19 protein-coding genes and 1 pseudogene are annotated in these 21,833 nt (G+C 65.4%); 6 read left to right on the forward strand and 14 right to left on the reverse strand.

From position 1 onward, the window contains the following. Positions 1-239: 239 nt before the first annotated feature. The 5 genes and pseudogenes from gyrB to dnaA form a co-directional block, all read right to left on the reverse strand. Entirely contained in the window at positions 240-2,648 is a 2,409-nt protein-coding gene (gyrB, locus tag LJE69_RS08215) for a DNA topoisomerase (ATP-hydrolyzing) subunit B (protein ID WP_296923770.1), read from the reverse strand. 245 nt (positions 2,649-2,893) lie between these two features. Further along, positions 2,894-3,619, reverse strand: coding sequence for a hypothetical protein (locus LJE69_RS08220; protein WP_296923771.1), 726 nt, complete (start codon positions 3,617-3,619; stop codon positions 2,894-2,896). A gap of 177 nt (positions 3,620-3,796) precedes the next feature. Continuing rightward, a pseudogene (locus LJE69_RS20960) lies at positions 3,797-3,919 on the reverse strand (AAA family ATPase); the annotation flags it as partial. Positions 3,920-3,937: 18 nt separating this feature from the next. Then, positions 3,938-5,044, reverse strand: coding sequence for a DNA polymerase III subunit beta (gene dnaN / locus LJE69_RS08225; protein WP_296923773.1), 1,107 nt, complete (start codon positions 5,042-5,044; stop codon positions 3,938-3,940). Positions 5,045-5,251: 207 nt separating this feature from the next. After that, entirely contained in the window at positions 5,252-6,598 is a 1,347-nt protein-coding gene (dnaA, locus tag LJE69_RS08230; RefSeq protein ID WP_296923774.1) for a chromosomal replication initiator protein DnaA, read from the reverse strand. 289 nt (positions 6,599-6,887) lie between these two features. On the opposite strand from dnaA, the gene rpmH reads away from it, so the two are divergent. The 5 genes from rpmH to LJE69_RS08255 all read left to right on the forward strand — a co-directional run bounded on the left by rpmH (position 6,888) and on the right by LJE69_RS08255 (position 11,226). Continuing rightward, positions 6,888-7,022, forward strand: a complete 135-nt coding sequence (rpmH, locus tag LJE69_RS08235; protein WP_296923777.1) for a 50S ribosomal protein L34 — start codon at positions 6,888-6,890, stop codon at positions 7,020-7,022. Positions 7,023-7,082: 60 nt separating this feature from the next. Then, on the forward strand, positions 7,083-7,490 hold the full coding sequence (rnpA, locus tag LJE69_RS08240) for a ribonuclease P protein component (RefSeq protein ID WP_296923778.1): 408 nt from the start codon (positions 7,083-7,085) through the stop codon (positions 7,488-7,490). Between the two features lie 97 nt (positions 7,491-7,587). Continuing rightward, entirely contained in the window at positions 7,588-9,309 is a 1,722-nt protein-coding gene (gene yidC / locus LJE69_RS08245) for a membrane protein insertase YidC (protein WP_296923781.1), read from the forward strand. A gap of 62 nt (positions 9,310-9,371) precedes the next feature. After that, positions 9,372-10,718, forward strand: coding sequence for a tRNA uridine-5-carboxymethylaminomethyl(34) synthesis GTPase MnmE (gene mnmE / locus LJE69_RS08250; RefSeq protein WP_296923783.1), 1,347 nt, complete (start codon positions 9,372-9,374; stop codon positions 10,716-10,718). 100 nt (positions 10,719-10,818) lie between these two features. Then, a complete protein-coding gene (locus LJE69_RS08255; RefSeq protein WP_296923785.1) occupies positions 10,819-11,226 on the forward strand; it encodes a glycine zipper domain-containing protein in 408 nt (135 codons plus the stop codon). Between the two features lie 335 nt (positions 11,227-11,561). Here the strand turns inward: LJE69_RS08255 and LJE69_RS08260 are convergent, their stop codons facing one another. The 7 genes from LJE69_RS08260 to LJE69_RS08290 all read right to left on the reverse strand — a co-directional run bounded on the left by LJE69_RS08260 (position 11,562) and on the right by LJE69_RS08290 (position 19,235). Continuing rightward, complete coding sequence (locus LJE69_RS08260) at positions 11,562-12,899, reverse strand: cobyrinate a,c-diamide synthase (protein ID WP_296923787.1); 1,338 nt, start codon at positions 12,897-12,899, stop codon at positions 11,562-11,564. Continuing rightward, positions 12,883-13,701, reverse strand: a complete 819-nt coding sequence (locus LJE69_RS08265) for an ABC transporter ATP-binding protein (protein ID WP_296923789.1) — start codon at positions 13,699-13,701, stop codon at positions 12,883-12,885. Before LJE69_RS08265 ends, LJE69_RS08260 begins: the two co-directional genes overlap by 17 nt. Then, positions 13,698-14,669 (reverse strand): iron ABC transporter permease, encoded by a 972-nt coding sequence (locus LJE69_RS08270; RefSeq protein WP_296923791.1) that lies wholly within the window; start codon positions 14,667-14,669, stop codon positions 13,698-13,700. Before LJE69_RS08270 ends, LJE69_RS08265 begins: the two co-directional genes overlap by 4 nt. Before the next feature lie 68 nt (positions 14,670-14,737). Further along, positions 14,738-15,499, reverse strand: coding sequence for an ABC transporter substrate-binding protein (locus tag LJE69_RS08275; protein WP_296923794.1), 762 nt, complete (start codon positions 15,497-15,499; stop codon positions 14,738-14,740). 166 nt (positions 15,500-15,665) lie between these two features. After that, the gene (locus LJE69_RS08280; RefSeq protein ID WP_296923796.1) at positions 15,666-16,586 is read right to left on the reverse strand and encodes a phosphatase PAP2 family protein; all 921 of its coding nucleotides are present in this window, start codon (positions 16,584-16,586) and stop codon (positions 15,666-15,668) included. Next, positions 16,579-18,165, reverse strand: a complete 1,587-nt coding sequence (locus LJE69_RS08285) for a glycosyltransferase family 39 protein (RefSeq protein ID WP_296923798.1) — start codon at positions 18,163-18,165, stop codon at positions 16,579-16,581. The genes LJE69_RS08280 and LJE69_RS08285 overlap by 8 nt, the downstream gene beginning before the upstream one ends. After that, positions 18,162-19,235 (reverse strand): glycosyltransferase family 2 protein, encoded by a 1,074-nt coding sequence (locus tag LJE69_RS08290; protein ID WP_296923800.1) that lies wholly within the window; start codon positions 19,233-19,235, stop codon positions 18,162-18,164. Before LJE69_RS08290 ends, LJE69_RS08285 begins: the two co-directional genes overlap by 4 nt. Positions 19,236-19,449: 214 nt before the next feature. Between LJE69_RS08290 and ruvB the strand changes: the two genes are divergently transcribed. Next, on the forward strand, positions 19,450-20,499 hold the full coding sequence (ruvB, locus tag LJE69_RS08295; RefSeq protein WP_296923802.1) for a Holliday junction branch migration DNA helicase RuvB: 1,050 nt from the start codon (positions 19,450-19,452) through the stop codon (positions 20,497-20,499). A 107-nt stretch (positions 20,500-20,606) separates the two neighbouring features. On the opposite strand, the gene LJE69_RS08300 is transcribed toward ruvB, so the two are convergent. Then, positions 20,607-21,254, reverse strand: a complete 648-nt coding sequence (locus LJE69_RS08300) for a PEP-CTERM sorting domain-containing protein (protein ID WP_296923804.1) — start codon at positions 21,252-21,254, stop codon at positions 20,607-20,609. Between the two features lie 172 nt (positions 21,255-21,426). After that, positions 21,427-21,546: a TrmO family methyltransferase gene (locus LJE69_RS08305; RefSeq protein WP_296923806.1), complete on the reverse strand. Its 120-nt coding sequence runs from the start codon at positions 21,544-21,546 to the stop codon at positions 21,427-21,429. Between the last annotated feature and the right edge of the window lie 287 nt (positions 21,547-21,833).

The following is a 21,833-nucleotide window of genomic DNA, read 5'->3' on the forward strand; positions in this document are numbered from 1 at the left end:
GCAATGGTAAGGCGCTCGGCCCGACCCCGAGGATCGGCAAGGGCCTGGTCGGACGGCATGGCACGATCGGCGCGAAACTCGAGGCTCGTGAGAAAACAGGAGGTTCTCGATCTCCTTCATCGTCAGCGTCGCGCGTTCGGAATCTCGGGCTATCGCAAATACGGCACCTGGCATCCTGCCCGGCGGGACGCGACGCATCGTTCTACATTTCCTCCAAGACTGGTGACGGCCGTGCCGTTTCAGACGTCCAGGTTCTCCGCGTCCAAGGCGTTGCGCTCGATGAACTCTCGCCGCGGCTCGACGTATTCGCCCATGAGAGTCGTAAAAATCTGATCCGCCGCTACAGCGTCTTCGATGGTGACGCGCAACAGTCGTCGCGACGCGGGGTCCATGGTGGTATCCCACAACTGGCCCGGATTCATCTCGCCCAAGCCCTTGTAGCGCTGGATCTGATATCCCTTTCTCGCCTCGGCAAGGAGCCATTCGTAGGCTTCAGCGAAGCTCTCGACCGAGTGCTGACGTTCGCCACGCGCGGCCTCGGCCCCGGCGTGCACGAGACCGTCCAGCTTCTCGCCGAGGGCAGCGATCCGCTCGTACTCCGGACCATCGAAGAATTCCATAGGCATGTAGCTGGTCTCCGGGATGCCGTGCATCAAACGGACGACCTGCAATTGCCGTTTGCCTTGAGACTCCGGCGGAGCCCGCAGCGATAGCCGATAGTCCAGCGCCGGTCCGGTGCGGGCGGCCATTTGCAGCTGCAGTTTCTGCAGCCAATCTTCAAGCTCTACATCAGATTCGCGCACGTTGGCGCTCAGGCGCGGCATGGAGATGAGTTCTTCCAGGAGCAGCGCATCATAGCGGCGTTGTAGTCGCGCGAGCATCGCACGGAATGCCTGGTACTCTGCCACGAGTTGCTCTAGCGCCTCGGCGGACAGCGGTGGCGCTTCTTCGCTCACCCGAAGACTCGCCTTGTCCAGTGCCGCTCGGAGCAATGAGGAACCCAACTCGCTGTCGTCAAGCAGATAGTCCTCCTGCTTCCCGCGCTTGACCTTGTAGAGCGGTGGCTGTGCGATGAATATGTGCCCCCGCTCTACTAGTTCGGGCATTTGTCGGTAGAAGAACGTGAGTAGCAAGGTGCGGATATGCGCGCCGTCGACGTCGGCGTCGGTCATGATGATGACTCGGTGGTAACGCAATTTGTCGGGGTCGTACTCGTCCCGGCCGATGCCGCAGCCCAGTGCAGTGATGAGCGTGCCCACCTCCGCCGAGGACAACATCTTGTCGAAGCGCGCCTTTTCGACGTTCAAGATCTTTCCCTTCAGCGGCAAAATCGCCTGAAAGCCTCGGTCACGTCCTTGTTTGGCGGAACCGCCTGCGGAATCGCCCTCCACGATGAACAACTCCGATTTCGAGGGGTCCTTCTCCTGACAGTCGGCAAGTTTGCCGGGCAAGCCGGCCACGTCGAGCACGCCTTTACGTCGCGTCATTTCCCGCGCTTTCCGTGCGGCCTCGCGGGCGCGAGCCGCTTCCAGCATCTTATTGGCAATGATCTTTGCCTCAGCCGGCTGCTCCTCGAGAAAGGTGTCGAGATGCTCAACCAAGAGCGACTCGACCACGGGCTTCACTTCCGAAGACACCAGCTTATCCTTGGTCTGAGACGAGAACTTTGGGTCCGGAACCTTGACGGACAGTACCGCCGTGAGGCCTTCACGGGCATCGTCACCCACGGGACGGGTCTTTTGGCCCTTGTCGAGGGCCTCCCGTTCAATGTACTGGTTTAGTGTGCGCGTCAGCCCGGCTCGGAATCCGGCGAGGTGTGTTCCGCCGTCGCGCTGGGGAATATTGTTCGTGTAGCAGAAGATGGATTCCTGGTAGGAATCGTTCCACTGGAGCGCGACTTCTACGACAACATTCTCCCGCTGCGCGGAGAAGTAGAACACCGTGGGGTGGATGGGCACCTTCTTGTCATTCAGATGACGAATGAAAGCCTGGATGCCGCCAACATATTCGAAGGTATCTTCGCGCTGGCTGCGCTCGTCGCGTAAACGGATCTTCACACCCGAGTTCAGGAACGAGAGCTCACGCAGCCGCTTGACCAGAATGTCGTAATGGAAATCGCGGTCCGAGAATACCTCCGCTGATGGCCAAAACCGGATGACGGTGCCGCTCTTGTCGGAGTCGCCGATACGCCGCAATGGCGCGTCAGGGACGCCAATCGTGAAGCACTGCTCATAGAGCCCCCCTTCCCTGCCAATGCGCAACTCAAGTCGCTCCGATAGGGCGTTGACGACGGAAACACCGACGCCATGTAGCCCTCCCGAAACCTTGTAGCTGTTGTCGTCAAACTTCCCGCCGGCGTGCAGGACAGTCATGATGACCTCGGCGGCGGAGCGATTTTCCTCAGGATGGATGTCGACCGGAATGCCGCGGCCATCGTCAGTCACGGTGACGGAGTAGTCGTCGTGGACCACGACCTCTATTTCGGTGCAGTAGCCAGCCAATGCCTCGTCGATGGAATTGTCAACGACCTCGAAAATCATGTGATGCAGGCCGGTGCCATCATCCGTGTCGCCGATATACATGCCCGGGCGCTTGCGCACCGCGTCTAGTCCGCGCAAGACTTTGATACTGGAGGAATCGTACGTCATGGGCTTCTGGGTGGCGGAGTCGTATGTTGGATCAAGGCAGGTGGACCCGTCTGTGGTCGGCAGTCGGCGTCGGCGCAAACCACCGATTGTAACGCGGTTCGGCGCCTTTGCGGCGGGGTGCTCAATGGTGTTGGCGCAGTGGTTTCTGTCGTTTTGACACTGCGATGTCGGCATCCTTCGGAGCGAGGGACACGGATCGGCGGGGCGCCACCTTCAGGACGCAGGAACGGCTGCACGGGCGGACGCTAGTCGAGGCGAAGTGCCCCCTGTTCCACGTGGAACGTCGCCGCCGGGCTGCCAGCAAAATCGAGGCTCGCTACGTCGTCGAGGCTGGTGATCACAACCTGATCGGCGGCCCTACTCCACGCCTCCAGCAGTGGCGGGATTAGCCGGGAACTGACTTCGGAATAAGGATCATCCAAGAGAACAACCGGCCGATTCCCTGTTGCTGACACCATCACTTCCTGGGCGGCCATCTGTAGGACGATGCCCGCCAGTTTGTTTTCTCCGCGCGATCCGCGCCACGGCGCGCCATTCCGCAAGAAGCTTACGTCGCCCCGGGAGGGCGACAGGAAGGTAAATCCACGCATGGAATCCGACGGCAACTGAGCGCGCAACAATGCTGTCAGCGACTCTCCCCGTCCGGTCCAATCCCACCGCAGACCTAGAGGCCCCGTGGGCACGAGTTCTGCCGTCAACGTGCGAAACGTAGTGTCCAGCCTATCGAGGAACCGGGACCGGCGGCTCCAAAGCTCCTCAAGATGGTTGGCGTACGGCTCATCCCATACCGGCACCCCGCGCGCGCCCGACCGCAGCCAGGCATTCCGCTGTCGCTGCAGTCGACCCAGTTTCGCCCAGAGCTCCCTCACGTCATGTTCCACGTGGAACAGGGACCAATCGAAAAACTGCCGCCGAAGCTCAGGATCTCCCTCAACGATGCTGAAGCTGCTGACCCCGACGAACCGTGTCAACTGTGGACCGCCGGGCCTCGCGCCATGTCCCGAGCTCATCCACGAGAGCGACTGCCACCGATCCCGATCCAGAACAACCTTGCCCGCAATCGCCGTCCCCCGCTCCCCCCGCGTCGTCAGCGGCCCGCCTCTCCTGCCCCGAAACGTCCGGCCCCGATCCATCAGGTACAGCGCTTCGAGTAACGTCGTCTTGCCAGCTCCGTTCGGGCCTCGTACCCACACCAAGCCTCGCGGCAATGCGGCCGCGGCGGAACGAATGCAGCGCAAGTTTTGAATGCGGATGGACTCGATCCACGCCAACGGGAAATCTTCTACCAGCTAGAGCCGCATGGGCATCACAACAAATGTCTCGCTCTCGCAGCCGACTCCGCGCCAAATCGAGCTGCTGTCCGCGTCCTGAAACGAGATCTCCACATCTTCGACATCCATACTCTGCAGCGCATCCATCAAGTACGCCACGTTGAAGCCGATCGTGACCGCCTCGTCAGAGTAGTCCGTTTCCAGCTCATCTTCCGCAAGTTCGTGCTCAGGGTTCTGCGCCTGAAGGCCAACAACCCCAGCGCCAAAGCTCACGCGCACGCCCTTGTATTTCTCGTTCGAAAGGATAGCAGCCCGCTGCAACGCCGTCCGCATGCTGTCACGGGCGACCACTGCACGCCTTGGCAGGCCCTTCGGTATCACCCGCTGATACTCAGGATACTTTCCGTCAACGAGCTTCGAGCTGAGGATCGTCGAACCGATCTTTACCAGTATCGACCGCTCGCCCCAAAAGAACTCCACCGGGTCGTCCTGCTCCGACAACAACCGACGCAATTCCGACACCGTCTTTGCGGGCAAGATCAGCTGCTGCCCGCTTTCCGCGTCCACGCCAACCTGGTCCACGGAAAAACGCGACAATCGATGCCCATCCGTCGCCACCGCCGTGAGCATGCCATCGGAAAACTCAAGCAGAACACCGTTCAGGTAATACCGCACGTCTTGCTGGGCCATCGCAAAGGCGGTCTTATCCAGAAGCCGTTTCAACTCGCCCGCCGGCAACCGAAGCACTCGCATGCCCTCTTCTGTCGCCATGCTGGGAAAGTCTGCGGCTGGCAGCGCCGACAGCGTGAAGCGCGTGCGGCCACTCGACACGACACATCGTTCCCGCTCCGTTCGCAACATGACCTTCGAGCCCTCCCGGAGCGAGCGGCAAAAATCCATCAGCTTCCGCGCCGGGACCGTTACAGCGCCAGACTCCAAGACTCCCGCAGAACCCAGCCGCGTCTCAACCCCGAGCTCCAAATCCGTCGCTGCCAGCCGGAGGCCTGCATCTTCCGCCTGCAGCAGAACATTCGCCAGGATCGGCAAGGTCTGGCGGCGTTCCACGACCCCTCCGACGATACCCAGCGCCCCAACCAGTTCATCCCGAGGTATTTCGATCTTCACCCTGCCCTCACCTGTTGCCAATTACAGAACTCTGAAGTATCCACTTTGTAATGGTTACAACGCTTGGGGAAAACCCCGCGCCGACCAATTGCCCCAAGCGCGGCCAGAGACTTACCGCAACTAAGAACCTGTTAGCCGCGTGCGGCCTTGCTGTGGATAACCTGTCGACAAAACGGCCCGCGCAAGGCGCTCACAGCTTATCCACAATCAGCTCGTCAGGGTTCTCAACAGGATTCGGTAGTCTTCTTCGATCATCGTGTCACTTGCCCGCAATGCCTCGATCTTGCGCGTTGCGTGAATCACCGTGCTGTGGTCCCTGCCTCCGAAGGCGCTGCCAATCTCCGGCAGACTAGCCTTCGTCAGTTCCTTCGCCAGTGCCATCGCGACTTGCCGGGGGCGCGCGATGTTGCGCGTGCGCTTGGCCGAGGTGAGATCCGACACCCGCAACTTGTAATAGTTGGCGACGGTTTTCTGGATGTTCTCGATGGTAATCTGCCGATCCTGTGCAACAAGCATGTCACGCAGCACTTCCCGAGTGAAGTCCATATCGATCTTAGCGCCCATGAACTGCGAATTTGCCACGAGCCGGCGCAACGCGCCCTCCAGTTCCCGGATATTCGAGGTCATGCGCTTGGCGATGAAGTAGCTCACCTCGTCCGGAAGCTCCATCTTCAGCAATGCCGCCTTGCTGTGCAGGATGGCAACCCGTGTTTCGAAGTCCGGCGGCTCGATGCCTACCGTCAGGCCCCAGCCGAAGCGCGATTTCAACCGCTCCTCCAAGCCACTGACCTCTTTCGGGTAGCGGTCGCTGGAGAGGACGATCTGTTGCTTACTCTCGAACAAGGCGTTGAACGTGTGGAAGAACTCCTCCTGCGAGCGATCCTTGTTCCCGAAGAACTGCACGTCGTCGATCAACAACGCGTTCACGCGCCGGTATCGGCCTTTGAACTCGTCGATCTTGTTGTGTTGCAAAGCCCGAATCATGTCCGAGACGAAGCGTTCGGAATGGACATAGATCACCCTCGCGCCTGGGTTCGAGTCCACGATGGTGTTGCCCACCGCGTGCATCAGATGGGTCTTGCCGAGTCCGACTCCCCCGTAGATAAACAGCGGGTTGTACGCCGTACCCGGGTTCTTGCCGATCTGCACCGACGCCGCGCGCGCAATCTGGTTGGACTTGCCTTCGACGAAAGTCTGGAACGTGAAATCCTTGTTCAGGTTGCTCTCCGCGCGACGGCGTTCCACTGAGGAATCGGCCTTGCTTGGCCTGCCGTCAGCGCTGCTTGAGGCGACGGCGGGGCTGGCGCCGTCACCAACGGCACCGATCTCGAATCGGACCTGATGAATCCGGCCAGTACTGATATCGGCGCAGAGCCGTGTAATCCGTTGCTCGTAATGCTGCTTGACCCAGTCCTTCACGAACCGATTCGGCGCGAGCAAGCAGATTGCATCATCGCTTTCGCGTGCCTGTAGCGGCATGATCCAAGTGCTGTACTCAGCGCCGGTCAAGTCCTGCTTCAGTGCGGTAGCGCAGGCGTCCCAGACCTCACTCATGTTGGCGTTGTCCCCCCCTCTGTCGGTAGGTTGATCGACCAATCGGCCAGGCGGCCGACACCCCGACGGAACGGCATGAGTTTGCCGTGCCGTCCGCCCGAACGGCGACGGATCGCCCGCAGTCTATCCACATGCATCGATGTTATCCACAGCCTTCCGACGGTCGAGCAACGGCGATGACCATTGCAAAACGCGCGTGAGGGGGCTATGCTTCGCCGTCTTTGCGCGGGCCGCCGCCGCATCGCCCAGCGTGCCCGGAGATCCCCGCATCTCTAATAGGAATCCCGCAGTGAAACAGACCTTTAAGCCCAGCTGCCTGAAGCGCGCACGGACCCATGGCTTTCGAGCCCGAACTGCGACCCGCAACGGTCGCAAGGTACTTAAAGCCCGGCGCGCAAAAGGCCGCGTGCGCCTGTCGCCGTAGCCAGTCGCCGTAGCAACAGACCGCCACGTCTCGCGGCTGAATTGCCGAGTCGTCGAGGACTTGTCCGCCGCACACCGCGAAGCTCGATTCCCCCGGTCGCGCCGGCTGCTGCGCGGGACGCAGTTCAAGCGCGTTTTCGACCGGCCCGAGCGCTGCGCCGATGCCTGTTTTGCCATCGCCGCACGCCGCAGCCAGTCGGACGCTCCGTTCGGTGGCACCGCCAGACTTGGCCTCGCTATCTCCCGCAAGGCACTGCCCCACGCGGTCGACCGCAACCGAATCAAGCGCATCGTGCGCGAAGCGTTTCGCCTACGGCGGTGGCCCTGCAGCGTAGACCTCGTCGTGGTCGGTCGTGCCGGACTCAGACGTGCAGCCAACGCCGAAGTCCGGCAATCCGTAGAAGCGCACTTCGACAGGATTCGCCAGCGCCTGTGTGGCACCGCTTCGGCACACGTCCCGGAGCGCTGACTGCCGCACCCAAACCCGGTGGGAAGCCTACACCTGCTGCCCGCGCTCCGCGCCGCAGCCGTTCACTCCGACGCTTCAACCATAGCAGTCCAACGCAATGGATAACTTCCGGCTCATCCTCCTGTTGTCGCTGGCCGCGGTGCTCTTCCTGATCTACCAGGCCTGGGTCCAGGATTACGGGCAGCCCACACAGCCCCAGCAGATCGCAACAACCGAAGCCCCGCCTGCGGGCGACGAACCGTCCGCGGTACCCACCGACCAAACCGTCGCGACCCCAACAGACACCCCGGACGCACCGCCCGTCGCGGCTGCACAAACACCCTCGAGCCCGACCGCCGGGCGCCCGGCAGCGACCGTGCCTCCGGCAGAGGGCACCGCCGAGCTCGTCACCGTCGAGACCGACGTCCTCCGTGCCGAGATCTCGACGCGCGGCGGTACTCTGCAGGCCTTGTGGCTGAAAGATTACCCGGCTGTTGCCAACCGTCCGGACGTCCCGCTGCAGCTGCTGAAGCCGGACACGCCCAACATGTTCATCGCGCAGTCGGGGCTGCTGGGCAACGCTGATACGAAGGTCCCGACTCACAATGACGTCTTCACCGCGGAGCGCACGAGCTACCGGCTCAAGCACGGCGAGGACGACCTGCTGGTGGAGCTCGTCTGGCGGGGCGACGACGGCGTCGAGGTGACCAAGCGCTACAGGTTCAAGCGCGGCAGTTACCTGATTCGCGCCGAGCAGTCGGTGAACAACGGCAGCGACCATCCCGTCGCCATTCGCAACTACGATCAGCTCCAGCGTACCGAGCTCATCGACCCCAACGAGGCCAGGTTCGTTCGCACTTATACCGGTGGCGCCTACTACGGTCCCGACGTCAAGTACAAGAAGGAGACCTTCGAGGACATGGACAAGCGTCCGCTGGACGTGACGATCACCGGCGGCTGGATCGCCATGCTCCAGCACTACTTCATGGCGGCGTGGATCCCGGATCAGGATCTAACGGAGACCTTCTATAGCAAGGTGGTCGGCAGCGGCCACTACATCATCGGCAAGTATTCGCCGACCGAGACCGTGCCCGCCGGCGCCAACTACACCTTCGAGAACAAGCTCTTCGCCGGGCCCAAGCTTCAGGATGAGTTGGACAAGATCGCGGACGGACTCGATCTCGCCGTGGACTACGGCTGGCTCACCGTCCTCGCAAGGCCCATCTTCTGGCTCCTCGAGATGATCCACCGCCTTGTCGGCAACTGGGGCTGGTCCATCATCATCCTGACCATTCTCATCAAGGGCTCCTTCTACAAGCTCTCAGAGGCCAGCTATAAGTCCATGGCCCACATGCGCAAGGTGGCGCCGAGATTGAAGGCCCTGAAGGACCGCTATGGGGACGACAAGGAGCGCCTGAATCAGGCGATGATGGATCTGTACAAGAAGGAGAAGATCAATCCCCTCGGTGGCTGCTTGCCGATCTTGGTGCAAATCCCGGTGTTCATTTCGCTCTACTGGGTGCTGCTGAAAAGCGTTGAAATGCGCTATGCGCCCTTCATGCTCTGGATCCACAACTTGAGCGCGCCGGATCCCTATTACGTCTTGCCGCTGATCATGGGCGTGTCCATGTTCGTGCAGCAAAAGCTGAATCCGCCGCCGCCGGACCCTATGCAGGAAAAGCTCTTCATGGCCCTGCCGTTCGTGTTCACGGTGTTTTTTGCCTTCTTCCCGGCCGGCTTGGTGCTCTACTGGACCGTGAACAACCTCCTGTCCATCGCGCAGCAGTGGTACATCACCCGCAAAATCGAGCGAGAGGATGCGGCCAAGCATCGCGCCTGATGCTTGAACCGGGTGCATGAACTGGATATCGGTGTCGGCTAGGTGGTGCGGCTCGGTGTGACGTGACCGGGCGCGACACCATCGCCGCCATCGCTACGCCACCCGGCGTCGGTGCCGTCGGCATCCTACGCATCTCCGGACCACGCGCCGCGGACATCGCCGTCTCGCTCCTCGGACGGTTGCCGCAACCACGCCGGGCACTGCTCGCGCGCTTTCTGGACGCGGACGGCGAGGCCATCGACCAGGGCCTCGCCCTCTACTTCCCCGCGCCGCACTCCTTTACCGGCGAAGACGTGCTGGAGTTCCAGGGCCACGGCGGGCCGGTTGTGTTGGATCGGCTGCTTGCCCGCCTGCTGGCGCTCGGCGCCCGCGCCGCCCGTCCCGGCGAGTTCACGGAGCGCGCCTTCCTTGAAGGCAAGCTGGATCTCACCCGCGCCGAGGCGATCGCCGACCTCATCGCCAGCGGAACCGAGCAACAGGCTCGACTCGCCGCCCGCTCCCTGCAAGGCGCCTTTGCACGCCGCGTGGAAGCCCTGCTGGAGGCGCTCACCGCCGTGCGCGTCCTATTGGAAGCGACCCTCGACTTCCCGGACGAGGACCTCGATCCGCGCCTCGGGGCAGACATCGAGGTGGCGCTGGCTCGGCTGCTTGCCGACGTCGACGCCTTGCTCGCCATCGCGCGGCGCGGCGAGCGCCTCCGCGACGGCCTGCTGGTGGTGCTGGCCGGCGCACCCAACGCGGGCAAATCCAGCCTGTTGAACGCGCTGTTGGAAACCGATCGGGCCATCGTGACCCCAATCCCCGGCACCACCCGCGACCTCTTGCACGCGGACGTCCAAATCGATGGCCTGCCGCTGCGGGTCGTGGATACCGCAGGGCTTCGGCTTTCGCTCGACCCCATCGAGCAGGAGGGCGTACGCCGAGCCCGTGAGCAGATCGACCACGCAGACTTGGTGCTGTGGGTCATCGACGACGCCGATCCACAAGCCGGCGCGCGTCCCCCGCCGGACCTGCCGGCCCAGGTGCCGGTGCTTGGTATCCGCAACAAGATCGACCTGACGGGCCGCTCACCCGGCGAATGCCCGGGCATCGATGGCACAACCGAGATCGCCTGCTCCGCCACGACCGGCGCAGGGCTCGACGCCCTGCGACGTGCCCTGACCCAGCAGGCCGGCCTCGGCGCCGATGGTGGCGGCGAGTTCAGTGCCCGGCGTCGACACCTCGACGCGCTACGTCGCACCGGCGCGCACCTGCGTGCCGCGGCCGCGGCTCAAGGTGAAGGCCAATTGCCGGAGCTCGTCGCCGAGGATCTCCGCCTCGCTCAACGCAGCCTCGGCGAGATCACCGGCGCCGTCTCCTCGGACGAACTCTTGGGCCGCATCTTCAACGAATTTTGCATCGGCAAGTAGCCGCAGCTTCCACAATGTTTGCCGCCTGAAGCCCTAGAGCAAGCGTGCTCATCCCGATAGCATGGTTCTGCCGAAACAGGCGATTACGGGAGATCGTTTCATGAAGTTCCAGCTTGCGGCCACCTCCCTGGCCCTCGGCCTCATGGCCTCGCCGGCCATGGCCAACGACAATGTCGACGCGGCAGTCGGCGGCGCCCTCGGCGCCGGCCTCGGCGCCCTCCTCGGCAACCAAGTCGGCGGACAAACCGGCGCCGTCGTCGGCGGCGCCCTCGGCGGTGCGGCCGGTGCTGCGGTAACGACGAATGACGACCGACGCGACCGCTATGCGCGGCGTCGCGACGACGACCACCATCGAGACCATCGCTATACGCGTCGTTGGGATCACGACCACCGCCACTATCGCTACGTGCGGCATTGGGATAATAGCCACCGCTACTACCGCGACAGTTACCACGATGGCCGCAAGGGCTGTCCCCCCGGACTCGCCCGACAGGGGCGCTGCCGCTAGTGCGTGACTTCTCCTACCAAACGCAGCGAAAGTTGTGTCAGTCGCACACGTACCCGCGGAGCCTCTGAAGAGGAACTACGAAACATGCAAAAGGCGCGAAAATTCGCGATCCTGTCGCAAATCAGCGCCTTTTTGCGTGTTTCGTGTAGTTACAAAATTCCGGTGTCTTCAGGGCAGCCGTGCTGTTCAGTGCTGACACTACCAGCGAGATGCTCAATAACTTTGCTGTCGTTGTCGAGTATCCGACCACAGCCACAACCTGGGACGGTCTCTCGGGACTTGCGCACTGTTGCAGTGGTCCCCCCTTGCTCCTTTCCTCGCGCGCCAACACGGAATCAGGGTAAAAACAGCCGCGCTGCCGCGCAGGGATTGGACGCAAAGTACAGGTGCAAATAGCTCGCCCGGACCGAGCCCAATGCATAGAAGGGCTCACCGGGCAGCTGTCCGTGCTGGCGAATCCCATTGCCGACGGGCTCCACCTCCGTCGTCATCGTCGAGTGATGGAAGCTGTGCCCGCGCAACTCGCCGGCCGGCAGTCGGAGTGCCTGCATGCCGAGCCCGGCGAGCCGCGGCTGCATGCGCCCCTCACCCCGCAGCAGTCCCACAAGCCCGCCGCGCCAGCCGGCCTTGTCCGTCAGACCATCGAGTAGATACAGCATGCCCCCGCATTCGGCGTAGAGCGAACGGCCGGCGGCCGCATGCCGGCGCAGCGCCGCGTGCATGGACGCGTTGGCAGCCAGCGCCTCCAGGTGGAGCTCGGGGTAGCCGCCCGGCAGGTACACCGCGTCCGCGTCCACATCGGCATCTGCGAGCGGAGAAAAGAACGAGATCTCGGCGCCGAGCGCCCGCAGCAGCCTGAGGTTCTCTGCATACAAGAAGGAAAAGGCCGCATCACGCGCCACGGCGATGCGCTGGCCTGCCAAGCGTTCCGGCGCCGGTGCCTGCACGGGCGGTGGCGCGAAGTCCACTTCCGGCAGCATGGTCGCGAGCGGAGCATCGGCGACCTGTTCCGCCATGGCGTTCAGGCGTTCGTCGAGATCCGCGATCTCCCCCGCCTGCACCAGCCCCAGGTGACGGCTGGGCAGCGCCGCGTCCTGCAGCCGCGGCAACGCCGCCAGCAACCCGATTCCATCCGGGAGCCCGGCGGCGAGCATCTGCCGGTGCCGGTCGCCGCCGACCCGATTGGCAACGACACCCGCGAGCTTTACGCCGGGGCGGCGTGCGGCCAGTCCGAGTGCGACGGCACCGAAGGTCTGGCCCATGCCGCGGGCATCGATCAGAGCCACCACCGGCAATCCAAAACGCTCGGCCAGGTCCGCGGCGCTCGGCTCACCATCGAAAAGCCCCATCGCGCCCTCCACCAAAATGACGTCCGCATCGCCGGCGGCGTCATGCAACAGCCGCGCACATTCGTCGGCGCCCACCATCCACAGATCCAATGGCAGCACCTCGGCGCCACTCGCGTGCTCCAGCACCATCGGGTCCAGGAAGTCCGGCCCGATTTTGAACACACGCACGCGCCGCCCTTGCCGCACATGATGCCTGGCCAGGGCAGCCGTGAGCGTCGTCTTGCCCTGCCCGGAAGCCGTCGCCGCAAGCAACAGCGCCGCACACCGGCGCGCACTGCCCCGCCGTATGGTCGGATCACTAGTGGCTTCAATTCGCGTTCGCATCGAGACCCCCTCCCAGACCTCTTCCCTTCTCCCGTGCCCAGGGCACGATGTACGCCTGGCCCGCGTGCACGCCCGTCACGGCTTCAATACCGTAGACTCGCCGCAGCTGCTCGGGCGTCAAGACATCGTTGACCGGTCCGGACGCCACGGGCCGGCCCTGGTTCAGCAACAACAGCCGATCGCAAAAGCGGCTGGCCATGGTAAGGTCGTGCAATACCACGATGGCGCCACCGCCACCCACGCAATGGACGCGTAGCAGTTCCATGACGTCGAGCTGGTGGCGTGGGTCCAGCGCCGCCACCGGTTCGTCCGCCAGGATCAGCGGCGCGTTCACCGCGAGCACCCGGGCGAGCCGCGCCCGCGCTCGTTCGCCGCCGGAAAGCTGGTCGGCGCGGCGTCCGCGCAAGGTCCAGACATCCGCCGCCCGCATGGCCATCTCCACCGCGCCCCCCGCGTCCCCGGCAGCGTCGGACCCACCCCAGGGTGAGCGGTGCGGGTGGCGACCGAGGGCCACCAGATCCTGTACCAGGATGGGCCATTGCACCTGATCGTCCTGGCTTAGATAGGCCATGCCGCGCGCGCGCTCCCGTGCGCCGAACCGCCGCACCGACCGGCCCTGGAGCCGCACGTCGCCGCGGTGGGGCAACAACTGTGCGATCGCCTTCACGACCGTGGACTTGCCGGCGCCGTTGGGGCCGATCAGGCCCAGCAACTCGCCCGAATCCAGCCGCAGGTCCACGCCCTCCACCACCAGCCGCGCACCGAGGCGTACCTCGAGGCCTTGCACAGACAACAGGCTCATGGGAGCGCCCGCCTACTCTTCAGTACCAGCACCAGGAAAAAAGGTGCGCCAACCAGCGCGGTCACCACGCCCAGCATCAGCTCCCGTGGCGTGTCCAGCAGCCGAATGGCCAGGTCCGATGCCAGCACCAGCAGCGCGCCGCCGATCGCGCTCGGCAGCAGCAGCCGGCCGGGCCGATGCTGCACCAACCCCCGCAGCAGGTGCGGCACCACGAGCCCGACGAAGCCGATGGTGCCCGTCACCGACACACAAGCGCCTACCGCCAGCGCGGAGCCGGTGATCACCAGGCCCTGCAGCCGGGACAGGGTGACACCGAGGCTCACGGCCTCGCCTTCACCGAGGGTTAAGAGCGTCAGCGCCGGCGCCGCCGCCAGCAGCAGCGCGAGTCCGGCGGCCACGAAGGGCAACACCAGGCGCACATCCGCGAGGCTACGGTCGGCAATGGAGCCCAGCAGCCAGAGCACGATATCCTGCACGCTCGACGGGTTGGGCGCCAAGTTCAACGCCAGCGAGGTAAGCGCCCCCGCCAGGGACGACAGCGCCACGCCCGCCAGAATCAGGGTCAGGTTGGAGCTGCCGCCACGGGTCAACAGGTAAAGCAGCAGCGTCGCCAGCAGTGCCCCGGTCATCGCCGCCGCCGGCAGCGCCCAGAGGCTCACGGCAGTGAGGCCGAAATAGAGCGCCAGCACCGCGCCCAGCCCGGCGCTGGCAGAGATACCGAGCAGGCCCGGCTCGGCCAGCGGGTTGCGCAGGAGCCCCTGCAATGCGGCGCCGGACATGCCGAGCGACGCGCCCAGCAGCCAGGCCAGCAGAACGCGCGGGAGGCGAATCTGCTGCACGATCAGCACCTGCTCCGTCGGCCCCGTGCCGAGCAGGCCGCCCAGCACCTCGCCCCAGCTCAGCGGCGCCGCGCCGAAGCCGAGCGACAGCAGGCTCAGCGCCAACAGCGCCGCCATCAAGATGCCCATGAGCCCGAGTTGCTCGGGTAAGGCATGAACTCGTCGCGCGACTGCCATTGGGTCCATAACGGCCGTCGTCACGGCGCCGGCCCGATGTCCAGCGCCCGCACCTGCGTCGCGATGGCCGCCGCGGCGCCGACCAGCTCCAACCCGCCACAACCCCAGATACGGCTCGGCAGCCGCACCCGCGGCGTGCGCGCCAGGAGCCTTTGCAGCAGTGGATGCCGCGCGTAGGCCGAAGCGCTGAGTGGCTGCTGCTGGTCGAAATAGCCGAGCAGGAAGACGTCCGGCGGATGCAGCACGATCTCTTCTAACGGAAAGACGCCCCAGCCCGCGCGACCCGCCTCCGCAGCCACGTTTCTGAGCCCGAGCCGGTGCAGCACGTCGTCCACATAGGTATCCGTACCGGCACTCCCGCCGCCGGGCCGCAGATAGAGCGAGCGCAGCGCGGGCAAGTCCCGTCCCAGCTCCCGCATGCGCCGCGCGGCCGCGTCCGCGACCGCGGCGCCCTCCTCGGCGCGGCCGATCTTCGCGGCAACCTTGCGCGCCGTTGCCAGCGCATCGTCCCAGTCGGTCGGATAGGGCACCGGCAGGATCTCGATATTCTGCCCTTGCAACAGGCCCCGGAAACGGCCGCCGCTCCAGCCGAGATAGACCAGCGCAATGTCGGGCTGGCGATAGAGCAGATCCTCGACGCCGCCCTCGTTGCTGGGATAGGCCGCGGCGAGCCCGGCGATGGGCGAGATGGCCGGGTCACGGCTGTCCCGCGACAGCGAGACGATCTGCTCCGGCGCCGCCACCGACACCAGCAGCAGATCGGCGCACAGGTTGGTGCTCATGACCCGCGGCAGGCTGCCGCTTGCCCCATCGACGGCGCATGCCGCGGTCGACACCAGCCAGCACGCGGTCAGCAACAGCAGGCACCGCAGCCGGAACCGCATCGGAGTGAAGAAAGGACGGCGCATTGCCAACGATGTTAGCGCAGCCAGCGGTACCGCAGGGCGGTCAGTCGGATGCGCGCCGCTGAGCTCGGATGCCGCGCCACAGTGGCAGCAGCAGATAGTCGATGACGGTGACGCCGACCGCGGCAACCGCGAGCGCTTTAAGTGGCAAGGCCATGGCCGTATAGCCGCCATCATCGAACCAGAGGCTGACGCTGACGATGGCACCCAGCGTCACGAAGACCAGGTGCACCGCACCGTGATAGATGCCCCACGGGCTCCGCGCGGCCAGCCGCAACCCGATCCAGGCCGCGAGCCAGCCGCCGCCGAGGCCGAAGGCGACGTCCACCGGCCAGTGCACGCCGACCGCGATACGGCTGAGACCAGTGAGCACGGCGAGCACCAGGAACAGCAGCCGCCAAGGCAGGCGCCGCGCGAACAGGAGCAACACGCCGAAGAACACCCCCGCCGTGACACTGTGCCCGGACGGGAAGCTCTCGTGCTTGAGGGCCGGGCCGAACAGGTGGAACGCATCCGGCGCCAGCACCGCCGGCGGCCGCGCGGCGTCCACCAGCGGCTTGAGGCCCCGCGAGTACAGGACCGCCACCAGCGCCGCGCAGATCAGCGTCCAGAACACTCGCGGGTGTCGCCGGGCCACGAACAGGCTGAGCGCGAAAGCCACGTGCTCGTTGCCGAGCGATGTGAGCCCCTGCCAAAGCCAGCCCGGCAACAGGGCGGCCGCCGCATTGAGGCGCACGAAGCCGGCGTGATAGCCCGCGAGCAGCCAAAGCGCCGTGCCGAGCGCCAGGGCGGCGAGTGCCGCAGAGATCAGCCAGGCCTGGCTCGCGGTGGTCGATGCCGGATCATCCCGCGCGGCACCGTGCACCAGCGCGAGCCGCAGGTCTTCGGTCAAGGCCGCGGCGATGCGCCGCAATGCCGTCGGCTTGCGCGGCGCCGTGCCATCGGTGGGCAGGTCGTCAGTCACCGCCGGACTCCGGGAAGGTCGCCAGCGCCACCGGTCCCCGCCGATAGACCTCCACCAGCTTGTCGCCCCGCCGGGTGGCGGCGAGGTCGTCCAGCTTGTCGACGCGCAGGAAAATCAGCTCGCCGGGCTCGGGGTGGGACGTCCAGGGAGTGATGGCGTCACGATAGACGCTGAAGCTCGGCATGCTGGTGCGGTACACGACCGTGGGCAGGTCCAGCTCCCGTGCCAGCAGCCCGGCCTCCTTCACCGGCGTCTGCATGACCTCGAAGACCCGCGGCACCAGCGCGCCGAACACCACCAGTGTCTGCACCGCGCCCGCCAGCAACAGTCGCTGCCAAAGCGCGATGCGCCCATAGAACGCCAGCACCACCATGATCGCCAAGCCGGCAACGGTCGTCATCACATACGCCCAGTCCAATACCTGCGCGCCCTCCGCGAACATGGCCTGCTCGTGGGCGCGGTGCGCCTGCGCCGACAGCGGCCCCAGCAGCAGGGGCAGCACCACCAGCAGGGCCATGAACGCCAGCGGCGGCCCGAAGGCGAGCCAGCGGTTGGTAAGCGCCTGCCGGTGCCGCGCCATCAGGATGAACAGCGGCGTGATGCCATAGACCATGTAGTGCGGCAGCTTCGTATCCGAGAACGAGAAGGTGACGAAGACGGCGACGAACCACAGCACCAGGAAGCGATCCAGCCGGTCGGACCAGAGCCGCCGCACCAACGGCAATAGGCGCAGGAACCAGCCGGTGAAGGGCAGCAGCACCAGCGGCAGCATGACGAAGTAGTAGCCCGGAAAGCCCGAATGCCCATGCTTCACCCCGCCGAATCGGCCGATGTTGTCGTTCAGGAAGAAGCTGCGGAAGAAGCCGGAGCCGTCGTCGATGTAGATGGCCAGATACCAGGGCCCGGCGACAGCCAGGAACACGAGCCAGCCGGCCGGCGCGAACACGGCGCCGAGCCAGTCCTTGAGCCTGCCGAGCGAGAGGCAATAGGCAAAGCTCACCAGCAGCGGGAAGAACACCGCCACCGGTCCCTTCGTCAAAAAGCCCAGCCCCAGCCACAGATAAACCCGCAGCAGCAGGCCGCGACGCGGCGCCTCCAGGTAGCGGTAGATGTCGAAAAAGGCCACCGCGATGAACAGGTTCAACACCGCGTCCGCCACCGCCGCCTTGCCGATGATGGGCACCTCCAACCCAAAGGCCATGATGAGCGCGGCCACTGTCGCCGTGGCCGCGTCGAGCCGCGCTCGCGTGAAGCCCCACAGCGCCACCAGCCACAGGGTCGCGGCGATGGCCGACGGCAGGCGCAGCGCAAACTCGTTCAGGCCCAGCGCCGAGACCGAGGCCGCCTGAAGCCAGTAGATGAGCACCGGCTTTGCGTAACGCGGCTCGCCGTCGCGATGCGGCGTGATGAAATTGCCGCTGTCCAGCATCTCGCGGGTGGCCTCGGTGAAGGCGCCCTCGTCGAGGTCGTAGAGCGGCACCGCGCCGAGCTGCCAGAAGAAGGCGAGCCAAACCGCCAGCGCCAGCAGCAGCCAGGCCGCCGGCGGCTGGAGCGGTTTGCGCAACGGATTGACGCTCATAGTGCCTCCTTCCAGGCAGCAGTCTTCGGGTCCGTCTGCCAACGGATGCAGTGGTGCGTGCGCTCCCCCGTGGCGAAGAAGGTGCGCGCGAGCACCTCCGCCAGTATGCCGGTGGTCAGGAACTGGATCGACGCCACCAGGAACAGGATGGCGACGAAGAGCATAGGCCGGTGGCCGATGTCCTCCCCCAGACCGAACTTGACGATCACGAGCCAGCCCATCATCAGCCCGCCCACGGCTCCGAACACGAGCCCGATGGCGCCGAAGAAATGCCCGGGCCGTGCGCCGTAGCGCAGGAAAAAGAACGCCACCAGCAGATCCAGCAGCACCCGGAAGGTGCGCGAGATGCCGTACTTGGACTCGCCACGCTCCCGTGCCCGATGGCCGACCTCGGTCTCGCCGATACGCTCCGGCGCCGTGATGCCGGCCACCCAGACCGGGATGAACCGATGCATCTCGCCGAACAGGCGCACCTCCTTGATAATCTCGGCGCGATAGACTTTGAGGCTGCAACCGTAGTCGTGGAGGTCGACGCCGGTGACGCGGCCGATCAGCGCATTGGCGATGCGCGACGGCAGCTTGCGTTGCACCAGTGCGTCCTGGCGATTGCGGCGCCAGCCCTGCAGCAAGTCCAGATCGCGGTCGATGAGCTCCTCCACCATCCGCGGGATGTCCGCCGGGTCGTTCTGCAGGTCCCCGTCGAGGCTCGCCACCAGGTGGCCGCGCGCGGCGTCGAACCCCGCCTGCATCGCCGCCGTTTGGCCGAAGTTCCGGCGGAAGCGGATCACGCGCACGTGCGGCCCGTAGTGGCCGGCGGCATCCTGCAGCCGCTCTCCGGTGCCGTCGCGGCTGCCGTCGTCCACCAGGATCAGCTCCCACGGATGCCGATACGCCGCGAGTCCCTCGTGCACCCGTTGCACCAACGGCGCCACGTTATCGGCTTCCTCGTAGAGCGGAATAACCACGGACAGGCTGCGTGGGTCAGTGGCCGGACCTGTCACTAAATCAAACGCAAGCGAGGCCGAGAGAGACGCCGCCTCCGGCACGGCATGGGGGTCGGGCTGGATCATGGATGCTGCTGACTGCTTAGGCCGCGGCGGCGGCGTGGCGGGCAGCTTAAGCGCAGCGCCTCAAAGCGTCCAGAGATTGGGCGGGTATCGGGCGCAACGCCGAAGTCGGGCGGATGGGTGACGCGGGTCGGACCCCGTCGGGCCGCGGGCGGGGGCTATGCTATCGTCTTGGTGCCAATTACATGGTGCAAAGCACCAGTTGCACCTCCATGCCATGAACGAGCCCGAACGCCTCATCAGCCCCGCCGAAGCCACCGACGACGGCGCGCTAGACCGCGCCATCCGCCCCCGTCGGCTCGCGGACTACGTGGGCCAGCCAGCGGTGCGCGAGCAGATGGAGATCTTCATCGGTGCCGCCCGAGGCCGCGGCGAGGCTTTGGACCATACGCTGATCTTCGGTCCGCCGGGGCTCGGCAAGACCACCTTGTCGCACATCATCGCCCACGAGATGCAGGTGAACCTGCGCCAGACCTCGGGGCCGGTGCTGGAGAAGCCGGGCGACCTCGCCGCGCTGCTTACCAACCTGGAGGCGGGCGACGTGCTCTTCGTGGATGAAATCCATCGCCTGAGCCCGGTGGTCGAGGAGATCCTCTACCCCGCCATGGAGGATTTCCAGCTCGACATCATGATCGGCGAGGGGCCCGCCGCGCGCTCCATCAAGTTGGACCTGCCGCCCTTCACGCTGGTGGGCGCGACCACCCGCGCCGGGCTGTTGACCAGCCCGCTGCGGGACCGCTTCGGCATCGTCCAGCGCTTGGAGTACTACAGTGCCGAAGACCTGACCTGCATCGTGCAGCGCTCGGCGCAGATCCTCGCTATCCACGCCGAGCCCGCGGGCGCCGCCGAGATCGCCCGGCGCTCCCGCGGCACGCCGCGCATCGCCAACCGGCTGCTGCGCCGGGTGCGGGACTTCGCGCAGGTGAAGGCGGGTGGGCGTATCACCCTCGAGGTCGCCGACCAGGCGCTCGGCATGCTCAAGGTGGACGGTCTCGGCTTCGACCATATGGACCGCCGCCTGCTGCAGGCGGTCATCGAGAAGTTCGACGGCGGTCCGGTGGGCGTCGAGAGCCTGGCCGCGGCCATCGGCGAGGAGCGAGGCACCATCGAGGACGTGCTGGAGCCCTTCCTCATCCAGCAGGGCTACCTGGTGCGCACGCCGCGCGGACGCATGGCGACCCAAAGTGCCTATCGACACTTTGGGATGGCGCAGCCGCGGCGGGATGCGGGTTCGATCGCTGATCTGTTCGAGCAGTCACAGGACTGACGCCCCATCCCCGGGATCAGCCGAGCTTCCATCGCTGGCTCCAGGCGCGAGCCGACGCGCTGCACGCCCGCGGCCCCGACCCCGACCTGATGCGCTGGCGGATTTCGTCAGCACCGGCGCTTGCGCAGCCACGCCAGCATGCCGAGGCCGGACATCACCAGCGGCAGCGTCGCGGGCACGGGCGCATCGGCGGGGGCATCGAAATAGACCTGCTGCCCGGTCGCAGCGAGGACATCCAGCGAGATTTCACTGATGGCATCCAGGTCGATGCCGAAGCCGGACACCAAGAACGATACCGGTCCGGGCGCCGCGGGACTCGCCGAGTTGGAGATGACTTTGGAGTCGGTCAGCGAGCCGTCGCTCACCGTCAGGCTCGCGTCGTAGAAGGCGCCATTCAGAGAACCTGCGAAGATGAGGTCCAGGGTCGTACCGGGCGCCGAGAGGTCGATGGTGCCGGCGGTGGGTGTGTAGACGATCCTGCCCGCCATGGTGCCAACGCTGCTCGCGCTGAACGTTGCCGTCCCGGCGCCGCCGTCGATGGCGACTGACGACCCCGTGGAGCCGATGCCGTTCACCACCAGTTGCCGGTTGAAATCACCGACATTGATGATTGGTCCAAGCTCGTCGACGGGACTCGTGCTCAGGTTGACCAGCGAGGCAGAGACGCTGTAATCGTCGATCCACATGGCATGAGCGGGCCCGGCGAGCAACCAGGTGACCGCGGCCAGCGTGGCAGGCAACCCGAATTTCTTCATAGCACCACCCAGAGCGTGACCAAGCGCAGAGCCGCCGTCGCCGGCGGCCCCCTGGACAGTACCGAGCCCGCCGCGGACAGCCTGTGATGCGGTTCACAGGCGACCGGCGACGTCTCGTGGCCACGCCGCTTTTCCGGCACGCGCTCGCCGGGAGCGCCGTTAAGCAAACCGCTCAGGGCTTGATGTCCAATACCGGCGTATCGGCGAAGGCGTCGATGTCATCGATCACGATGACGTTGCCATGCACGCCCAGCACCCGGCAGCGGCTGAGCGCAATCAGGTTGGGCCGCATCGGCGCGCGTCGCGAAGACGCCGCGCAGCGGATTGGCGGGGTTACCGCGTGAGCAGGAGCGCTGTCACGAGGATAGTCATCGCTGCCGGTGTCATGGGAGTGCGCGTGCTTGCGCTCGGTCGATGAGTCGCGTCGTCGTGGGCCATCGTGTCACCTCCGCATGGTTTCGCGTCCCTGCATCGGTCGGCCATCTTCCGAACCCATCCCGACTGGGCCGCCCGCGCCGTCGTGGCCAAAGTCCTGGGCCCCACCACCGGCTCCAGGCGGTCACTATAGGCCGTCACCCC

It is taken from the genome of Thiohalocapsa sp. (assembly GCF_022340605.1).
Lineage (GTDB): Bacteria > Pseudomonadota > Gammaproteobacteria > Chromatiales > Chromatiaceae > Thiohalocapsa.

Coding starts and splice junctions, on each gene's coding strand:
- gyrB (WP_296923770.1), bottom strand. CDS start 2,648: ATGACGTACGATTCCTCCAGTATCAAAGTCTTGCGCGGACTAGACGCG.
- dnaA (WP_296923774.1), bottom strand. CDS start 6,598: ATGAGTGAGGTCTGGGACGCCTGCGCTACCGCACTGAAGCAGGACTTG.
- yidC (WP_296923781.1), top strand. CDS start 7,588: ATGGATAACTTCCGGCTCATCCTCCTGTTGTCGCTGGCCGCGGTGCTC.
- LJE69_RS08255 (WP_296923785.1), top strand. CDS start 10,819: ATGAAGTTCCAGCTTGCGGCCACCTCCCTGGCCCTCGGCCTCATGGCC.
- LJE69_RS08260 (WP_296923787.1), bottom strand. CDS start 12,899: ATGCGAACGCGAATTGAAGCCACTAGTGATCCGACCATACGGCGGGGC.
- LJE69_RS08265 (WP_296923789.1), bottom strand. CDS start 13,701: ATGAGCCTGTTGTCTGTGCAAGGCCTCGAGGTACGCCTCGGTGCGCGG.
- LJE69_RS08270 (WP_296923791.1), bottom strand. CDS start 14,669: ATGGGCATCTTGATGGCGGCGCTGTTGGCGCTGAGCCTGCTGTCGCTC.
- LJE69_RS08275 (WP_296923794.1), bottom strand. CDS start 15,499: ATGAGCACCAACCTGTGCGCCGATCTGCTGCTGGTGTCGGTGGCGGCG.
- LJE69_RS08285 (WP_296923798.1), bottom strand. CDS start 18,165: ATGAGCGTCAATCCGTTGCGCAAACCGCTCCAGCCGCCGGCGGCCTGG.
- LJE69_RS08290 (WP_296923800.1), bottom strand. CDS start 19,235: ATGATCCAGCCCGACCCCCATGCCGTGCCGGAGGCGGCGTCTCTCTCG.
- ruvB (WP_296923802.1), top strand. CDS start 19,450: ATGAACGAGCCCGAACGCCTCATCAGCCCCGCCGAAGCCACCGACGAC.
- LJE69_RS08300 (WP_296923804.1), bottom strand. CDS start 21,254: ATGAAGAAATTCGGGTTGCCTGCCACGCTGGCCGCGGTCACCTGGTTG.
- LJE69_RS08305 (WP_296923806.1), bottom strand. CDS start 21,546: ATGCGGCCCAACCTGATTGCGCTCAGCCGCTGCCGGGTGCTGGGCGTG.